Consider the following 8,564-nt stretch of genomic DNA (forward strand, 5'->3'; position numbering starts at 1 on the left):
ATCCATGAGTCCCTCACGGCCCTTCATCCAGCGCCCGGTGGCCACATCGCTGCTGATGCTGGCCATCGTGCTCGCCGGCCTCATCGGCTTCCGCTTCCTGCCCCTGTCGGCATTGCCGCAAGTCGATTTTCCGACGATACAGGTGCAGACGCTGTATCCCGGCGCCAGCCCGGAAGTCATGAGCCGCACGGTCACCGCACCGCTCGAGCGGCAGTTCGGCCAGATGTCCGGCCTGCAGCGGATGAGTTCGACCAGCGCCGCCGGGGTTTCCATCATCACGCTGCAGTTCGGCCTCGGCCAGACCCTCGACGTCGCCGAACAGGAGGTGCAGGCCGCGATCAATGCCGGCGCCTCGCTGCTGCCCGCGGACCTGCCCGCCCCGCCGGTTTACGCCAAGATCAATCCGGCCGACGCGCCGGTGCTGACCCTGGCCATCACCTCCGACGAATTGCCGCTGACCGAGGTGCAGAACCTGGTCAACACCCGCCTCGCCCTGAAGATCAGCCAGGTGTCCGGCGTCGGCCAGGTCACCCTCAGCGGCGGCCAGCGCCCCGCCGTGCGCATACAGGTCGACACCCAAGCGCTCGCGTCCTACGGGCTTGGGCTGGACACGGTGCGCACCGCGATCACCGCGGCCAATGCCAACGGCGCCAAGGGCAGTTTCGACGGTCCGACGCGCTCATACACCATCAATGCGAACGATCAGCTGCTGACGGCGGACGACTACCGCGGCCTGATCATTGCCTGGCGCAACAACGCGCCGGTGCGCCTGTCGCATGTCGCGCAGGTCATCGACAGCGCGGAAAACCTCAGGCTGGGCGCCTGGGCCAACGACAAGCCGGCGATCATCCTCAATGTGCAGCGTCAGCCGGGCGCCAACGTCATCGCCACCGTCGACGCGATCAAGGCGCGGCTGCCGGAGCTGCAGTCCGGCCTGCCGGCGTCGCTGAAGGTCGAGGTGCTGAGCGACCGCACCACCGGCATCCGCGCCTCCGTCGAACACGTGCAGATGGAACTGATCCTCGCCGTGGTGCTGGTGGTGCTGGTCATCTTCGCCTTCCTGCATGATCTGCGCGCCACCGTCGTCGCCAGCCTCGCCGTGCCGATCTCCCTCATCGGCACCTTCGGCGTGATGTACCTGCTCGGTTACAGCCTGAACAATCTCAGCCTGATGGCGCTCACCATCGCCACCGGTTTCGTTGTCGACGACGCGATCGTGATGATTGAAAACATCGCGCGCTACATCGAGAAGGGCGAGAAGCCCATGAGCGCGGCAATCAAGGGCGCGACCCAGATCGGCTTCACCATCATCTCGCTCACGGTGTCGCTGATCGCGGTCCTGATTCCGCTGCTGTTCATGGGTGACGTGGTGGGCCGCCTGTTCCGCGAGTTCGCCGTTACGCTGGCGATCACGATCCTGATCTCCGGCCTGGTGTCCCTGACGCTGGTGCCGATGATGTCCGCGCGCTGGCTGCGTGGCGCGGATCTCGCCCATGGCCAGGGCCGGCTGCAGCGCATGTTCGACCGCATGGTGCATCGCTACGACCTGGCCCTGCAGGCGGTGCTGGCGCGCCAGGGCGTCACGCTGCTCGTCGCGCTGCTGACGCTGGTGCTCACGGTCCTGCTCTACATCTGGATGCCGAAAGGACTGTTTCCCGTCCAGGACACGGGGCAGCTGCGCGCGCGGGTGGAAGCCGGCCAGGCCGTCTCCTTCGAACGCATGGCGGAACTCCAGCAGCAGGCGGCGCAGGCGGTGCTCGCCGATCCCGCCGTGGCGAGTCTGAGCTCGGTGGTCGGTGTCGATGCGGCCAACAACACCATGCTGCATACCGGCAGCATGCTCATCAATCTCAGGCGCGAGCGCGGCATCGACCAGGACGAGGTGATGGCGCGCCTGCGCGAAAACGTCAGCCGCATCGCCGGCCTCACGCTCTACCTGCAGCCGACGCAGGACCTGACCATCGATGCCGAGAGCGGGCCCACCCAGTTCCGCGTCTCGCTCGAAGGCTCGGACAATGCCACCGTGGTCGAATGGGCAGGTCGCCTCGCCGACCGCATGCGCGACATGCCGGCCCTGCGCAGCGTCGTCACCGACGCCGGCGCCACCGGGGTGGCGGCATTCGTCGATATCGACCGCGATACCGCCTCCCGCCTGTCGGTCACCGCGGCGACGATCGACGATGCGCTGTACAACGCCTTCGGCCAGCGCATCGTCTCCACCATTTTCACCGAGACCAACCAGTACCGTGTGATTCTGGAGGCGCGCCCCGGCCTGCTGAGCACGCCGCAATCCCTCGGCCTGCTGCCGCTGCGCACCGGCTCTGGCACCGCCACCCCGCTGTCCGCGGTGGCGCGCGTCGAGGAACGTCCCGCGCCGCTGCAGATCACCCATGTCGCGCAGTTCCCCGCGACCACCCTCGGTTTCGATACCGCGCCCGGCGTCTCCCTCGGCGAGGCGGTCGATGCGGTGCGCGAGGCCGCGCGCGAGATCGGCATGCCGGGCACGCTCAGCCTGAGCTTCCTCGGCGCCGCCGGCGCCTACGAGGCCTCGCTGACGAACCAGCTTTGGCTGATCCTGGCGGCGGTGGTGTGCGTCTATATCGTGCTCGGCGTCTTGTACGAGAGTTACATCCATCCCCTCACGATCCTGTCGACGCTGCCGTCGGCGGGCGTCGGTGCGCTCCTCGCGCTGTGGGTCAGCGGCCAGGACCTCGGGGTGATCGGCATCATCGGCATCATCCTGCTGATCGGCATCGTCAAGAAGAACGCGATCATGATGATCGACTTCGCCATCGACGCCGAGCGCAATGAAGGCAAATCGCCGCGCGAGGCGATATACCAGGCCGCCTTGCTGCGCTTTCGCCCGATCCTGATGACGACGCTGGCAGCCCTGTTCGCGGCGTTGCCGCTGATGTTCGGCTGGGGCGAGGGCGCCGAGCTGCGCCGGCCGCTCGGCCTGTCGATATTCGGCGGCCTCGTGGTGAGCCAGGTGCTCACGCTGTTCACCACGCCGGTCATCTATCTCGCCTTCGACCGTCTCGGGCGCCGTCGCCGCGCGGGTGCGGCAGGGGAGGCGCCCGCGTGAACCTGTCCGCACCCTTCGTCCGGCGTCCCGTCGCGACCGTCCTGCTGACCCTCTGGCTTGCGTTGGCCGGCATTGCCGCGTTCTTCGTCCTGCCGGTGTCGCCTCTTCCGCAGGTCGATTACCCGACCATCTCGGTCAGCGCCTCGCTGCCGGGCGCCAGCCCGGACACGATGGCAAGCAGCGTCGCCACGCCGCTCGAGCGCCGTCTCGGCGTCATCGCCGGGGTCAACGAAATGACCTCCAACAGCGGCAACGGATCGGCGCGCATCACCCTGCAGTTCGATCTCAATCGCAAGATCGACTCCGCCGCGCGGGAAGTGCAGGCGGCAATCAACGCCGCCCGCGCCGATCTGCCGGCCACGCTGCGCAGCAATCCGACCTATCGCAAGGTCAATCCCGCCGATTCTCCGGTCATCATCCTCGCGCTCACTTCCCGCACCCGATCGCCCGGGCAGATCTACGACGAAGTCTCCAACCTCATCCAGCAGAAGCTGGCGCAGGTGCCGGGCGTGGGCGACGTCGAGATCGGTGGCGGGTCATTGCCGGCGGTCCGCGTGGAGCTGATTCCCTTCGCACTCAACCGCTACGGCGTGAGTATGGAAGACGTGCGCGCCGCCCTGCAGGCGAGCACCGCCAACCGTCCCAAGGGTGCAATCGAGGCCGAAGGTCGTCGCCTGCAGATCTACAGCCAGGCGGGCAAGGGCAACAAGACCGCGGCCGATTACCGCGGTCTCGTGGTCGCATGGCGCAATGGAGCGGCGGTGCGGCTGCAAGACATCGCCGAAGTTATCGACAGTGTCGAAGAAAGCCGCACCGTGGGTCTTTTCAACGGCCAGCCCGCCGTGATCGTGCTGGTGACCCAGCAGCCCGGCGCCAATGTCATCGAAACCGTCGACGGCGTGCGCGCGCTGTTGCCCGAACTGCAGGCCCTGCTGCCCCAGGACGTGCGGCTGCAGGTCGCCTCCGACCGGACCAGCTCCATCCGCAACTCGCTGGAAGAAATCGAATTCACGCTGCTGCTCTCCATCGTGCTGGTGGTGCTGGTCGTCAGCGCCTTCCTGCGCAGCTTGCGCGCCACCGTGATACCGGCGGTCGCCACCGTGGTCTCGCTGCTGGCGACTTTCGGTGTCATGTATCTGCTGGGCTTTTCGCTCAACAACCTGAGCCTGATGGCGCTGACGGTGGCCACCGGTTTCGTCGTCGACGACGCCATCGTCGTGCTCGAAAACACGGCCCGCCACATCGAACAGGGCATGGACCGTTTCAAGGCCGCACTGCTCGGCGCGCGAGAGGTCGGCTTCACCGTGCTGTCGATCAGCCTGTCGCTGGTCGCGGTGTTCATTCCGCTGCTGTTCATGGGCGGCCAGCTCGGACGCCTGTTCCGTGAGTTTGCCGTCACGCTGTCGGCCGCGGTGCTGATCTCGATGCTGATTTCACTGACCACGACGCCGATGATGTGCGCGTGGCTCCTCAAGCCGGGCAAGCCGGAGCGTGCGCCGGGCAGGATTTCATCGTTCTTTGCGCGCGGCTTCGACCGCATGCATCACGCCTACGCGCACAGCCTCGACTGGGCGCTGGCGCACCGCGCGATGGTGATGGCCATCCTGGCCGCCGTCATCGGACTTAATGTGTGGCTGTTCATGGCCGCGCCAAAAGGCTTCTTCCCCCAGCAGGATACCGGGCAGATCAACGGCTTTCTGCGTGCCGATCGCAGCATCTCCTTCCAGGCCATGCAGGGCAAGCTGCAGCAGCTGGTGGACATCATCCGGCGCGATCCTGCAGTCGATACCGTGGTTGGCTTCACCGGCGGGCGGCGCGCCGGCGGCGGCTTCATGTTCATCAACCTCAAGCCCAGGGCGGAACGGGACGAGGGCGGCCAAGCGGTGATCGCGCGGCTGAGGCCGCAACTGGCGCAGGTCACCGGCCTCTCGGTGTTCCTGAACACCGTGCAAGACCTTCGGATGGGCGCCCGCCAGTCGAGCTCGACCTACCAGTACACGCTCAAGAGCGACAGCAGCGCCGACCTCAAGCTCTGGGCCGTGAGGCTGGCCGACGCCCTGAAGCGCCAGCCGGCACTGGTCGATGTCGATACCGACCAGCAGGAGAATGGCGTCGAGACCTATGTCAGGATCGACCGCGACGCCGCCGCCCGGCTCGGCATCAGCTCCCGCGACGTCGACAACGCGCTCTACAACGCCTTCGGACAGCGGCAGGTGGCCACCATCTACGATGAGCTCAACCAGTACAGCGTCATCATGGAAGTGGCGCCGCGCTACGCCAACAGCCCGGAGGCGCTCAAGGATATCCATGTCCCGGTGCGCGCCGCCCCCGCCGCAGGGACATCTGCCGCCGGCACCACCGTCAATCCCGCGCTGCGCGATCCATCCAGCGGCCAGGCGCTCAACACCACGGCCAGCACCATGGTGCCGCTCTCCGCGTTCGCCAGCTTCAGCGAGCGCCCGGCGCCTGCCTCGGTATTCCATGAAGATGCGGAATTGGCGACCACGGTCTCCTTCAACCTCGCGCCCGGCAGCACCCTGGGCGACGCCGAGAACGCGCTGCGTGCGGCGGAAGCGGAGATCGGCATGCCGACCAGCGTACGCGGCAGTTTTGAAGGCACCGCCCGCAGCTTCCAGGAATCGCAGAACCAGCAGCCGCTGCTGATCGCCGCCGCCCTTGTCGTGATCTACATCGTGCTCGGCATACTCTACGAAAGCCTCGTGCATCCGATCACCGTGCTGTCCACGCTACCCTCCGCGGGCGTGGGCGCGGTGCTTGCGCTGATGTTGTTCAAGATGGAGTTCTCGGTGATCGCGCTGATCGGCGTGTTCCTGCTGATAGGCATAGTCAAGAAGAACGCCATCCTGATCATCGACTTCGCGCTCGAAGCCGAACGCGCGCGCGGACTTTCCTCCCTCGCCGCCGTGCGCGAGGCCTGCCTGCTGCGCTTCCGTCCCATCCTGATGACCACGCTCGCCGCCGCCCTCGGCGCCTTGCCGCTCGCCATCGGTTTCGGTGAAGGCTCGGAGCTGCGCCGGCCTCTCGGCGTCGCCATCATCGGCGGACTGATCGCCAGCCAGTTGCTGACACTGCTCACCACGCCGGTTGTTTATCTCATGCTCGACAAGCTGCGCCGCCGCACCGCGAACGAGCGTGCGCTTGCGCGCGACGAGGGCTCCGTTTCCTCTGCCTGATGAAAGCCGAATGATCCGAATGACACGAACCATCCCAGTTTTCCTGCTCAGCACCGTGCTTGCGGGTTGTGCGCTGGCGCCCGCTTATGAACCGCCGCCCCAGCCCATGCCGGCTCAATTCAAGGCAGCGCCCGGATGGGTGCCCGCGGCCGACGCGGGGCAGGTGGAGCGGGGCGCGTGGTGGAATGTGTTCGGCGACGGTGTGCTGAATCAGCTCATTGCACGCGTCGAAGTGTCGAATCAGAACGTGGCTGCTGCCGCCGCCGCCTACGATCAGGCGCGCGCCGCTGTGCGCCAGCAGCGGTCGGGCCTGTTTCCGCTGGTGACGCTCGACGGCGATGCCGGCCGCTCCGGAGGAAGCCGCGGCGGCGGTGCAAGTGTGACGTCGGGCAGCGCGTCTTCCTACCAGGTGGGCATAGGCGCCAGCTGGGAGCCCGACGTCTGGGGCAGGCTGCGCGCCGGGGTCAGCAGCGCGGGCGCCAGCGCCGAAGCGAGCGCGGCCGACCTCGCCGCGGCGCGGCTGGCGGCGCAGGGAGAGCTTGCTGCGAATTACTTCGGCGTACGCCTTGCCGATCTTCAGATTCGCCTGCTGCGCGACACCATCGCCGGTTACGAGCGCGTACTGCAGATCGCGCGCAATCGCTATGAAGCCGGCATTGCCCCCCGCACGGATGTGCTCCAGGCAGAGACCCAGCTGGCCAATGCCCGCGCGGATGAAGCAGGGCTGACGCGCGAGCGTGCTCAGCGCGAACATGCGATCGCGGTCCTGACAGGCCAGGCCCCGGCCGCCTTCTCTCTGCCGATGGCCGACTATGCGCCCCAGGTGCCGCCGGTGCCCGCAATCCTGCCGTCGACACTGTTGCTCCGGCGTCCGGACATCGCCGCTGCCGAGCGCCGGGTTGCCGCGGCCAACGAGCAGATCGGCATTGCCCGCAGCGGATACTTCCCGAGTTTCGGTCTCAGCGCTTCCTACGGCACGGCCGCCGGCAGCGTGAGCAATCTGTTCAGCGCCTCGTCCACACTCTGGTCGTTCGGCGTCTCCGCTGCCCAGGCCCTGTTCGACGCCGGCGCCACGAAAGCAAATGTGGACGCGGCCAGAGCCGCTCACGCGCAGGCCGCCGCCCGTTATCGTCAGACCGTGCTTGCAGCCCTGCAGGACGTAGAGGACCAGCTCACCGCTTCCCAGGTTCTCGCGCAGCAACTCCAATACCGGCAGCAAGCGTCAGCCGCCGCCGATCTGAACGAGCAGCAGATGCTCAACCGCTACCGCGCCGGCCAGGTCGGATATACCGAAGTGGTGACCGCACAGGCCACCGCCCTCAATGCCCGCCGTGCACTCGCGCAGGCCCAGACCGACCGCCAGACTGCCGCGGTCGCGCTGATCCAGGCCATTGGCGGCGGCTGGACGAGCGGCGGCGATTCCCCTTGAAAATTGGCAAATGAGCCGCCGGCCGGAACATCGCCCCGGTCCGGCACTCATACGATTTTTCAGGAGACAAACATGAGCGGATCAACACCTGCAAATCAGTCACCGGCAGATGCAGCCGGACCACATCCTGTGCGTACGGAAAAAGACGTCATCTCTACTGAAGACATCGGACTGCCGACCGGGGTGCAGCCCGAGGAGTTGCCCGGGAAGCTCGATGAGATTCGTCCCGAACAGGACAAGGTTGAACGAAAGCATTGATGCTACAACACGCCGGCGCGTGCCGGCGTGAACAGTTTGTCTTTTCATTTTCCCCACTCCTCACGCGCGCTCCGCACTCCCAAAAAGAAAAACGAATTTTTTTTGCGCGGGCACTTGCACAAGGTCTTTGTCTTCGCTATAGTTCGCCTCCCGTCGCGCAGCACGACAAACAAACGAGCCGAAACGCTCGGTGCGTGAAGCGCGAAAAGTGCGAAGGAAGTCCTTGATTTCCATAGCGCGGACCACAGATAGGGATGGTCAGCGGACGAACACGACGCTTCGTCGGCAAGCAGATCTTTAACAAGTAACAGCCGATAAGTGTGGGTACTTGGTACGGTGCGTAGGCGAGCAATCGTCGAAGCTAAAAAGTAATCAAGTGCTCGCACAAAATATAGGTAGGAATCGCAAGAGAACTACCTGTCAGTATTTTGAGTGAGCGACGGTTCTACGGAACCTGCCCGAGAGGGCACAAAACAGGTATTGAACTGAAGAGTTTGATCCTGGCTCAGATTGAACGCTGGCGGCATGCCTTACACATGCAAGTCGAACGGCAGCGCGGGAGCAATCCTGGCGGCGAGTGGCGAACGGGTGAGTAACA

At 65.9% G+C, this 8,564-nt stretch carries 4 protein-coding genes and 1 rRNA gene; all 5 read left to right on the forward strand.

Going from position 1 to position 8,564, the window contains the following annotated elements:
- Positions 1–4 precede the first annotated feature (4 nt).
- Positions 5–3,085 (forward strand): efflux RND transporter permease subunit, encoded by a 3,081-nt coding sequence (locus tag NCCP691_RS03515; protein ID WP_220806859.1) that lies wholly within the window; start codon positions 5–7, stop codon positions 3,083–3,085.
- Positions 3,082–6,279: an efflux RND transporter permease subunit gene (locus tag NCCP691_RS03520; protein WP_220806860.1), complete on the forward strand. Its 3,198-nt coding sequence runs from the start codon at positions 3,082–3,084 to the stop codon at positions 6,277–6,279. The genes NCCP691_RS03515 and NCCP691_RS03520 overlap by 4 nt, the downstream gene beginning before the upstream one ends.
- 19 nt (positions 6,280–6,298) lie before the next feature.
- Positions 6,299–7,708 (forward strand): efflux transporter outer membrane subunit, encoded by a 1,410-nt coding sequence (locus NCCP691_RS03525; RefSeq protein ID WP_220806861.1) that lies wholly within the window; start codon positions 6,299–6,301, stop codon positions 7,706–7,708.
- 72 nt (positions 7,709–7,780) lie between these two features.
- A complete protein-coding gene (locus tag NCCP691_RS03530; RefSeq protein WP_220806862.1) occupies positions 7,781–7,966 on the forward strand; it encodes a hypothetical protein in 186 nt (61 codons plus the stop codon).
- 482 nt (positions 7,967–8,448) lie between these two features.
- Positions 8,449–8,564 (forward strand): 16S ribosomal RNA (locus NCCP691_RS03535); the annotation flags it as partial.

Source organism: Noviherbaspirillum aridicola (assembly GCF_019656455.1).
Lineage (GTDB): Bacteria > Pseudomonadota > Gammaproteobacteria > Burkholderiales > Burkholderiaceae_D > Noviherbaspirillum > Noviherbaspirillum aridicola.

Coding starts and splice junctions, on each gene's coding strand:
- NCCP691_RS03515 (WP_220806859.1), top strand. CDS start 5: ATGAGTCCCTCACGGCCCTTCATCCAGCGCCCGGTGGCCACATCGCTG.
- NCCP691_RS03525 (WP_220806861.1), top strand. CDS start 6,299: ATGACACGAACCATCCCAGTTTTCCTGCTCAGCACCGTGCTTGCGGGT.
- NCCP691_RS03530 (WP_220806862.1), top strand. CDS start 7,781: ATGAGCGGATCAACACCTGCAAATCAGTCACCGGCAGATGCAGCCGGA.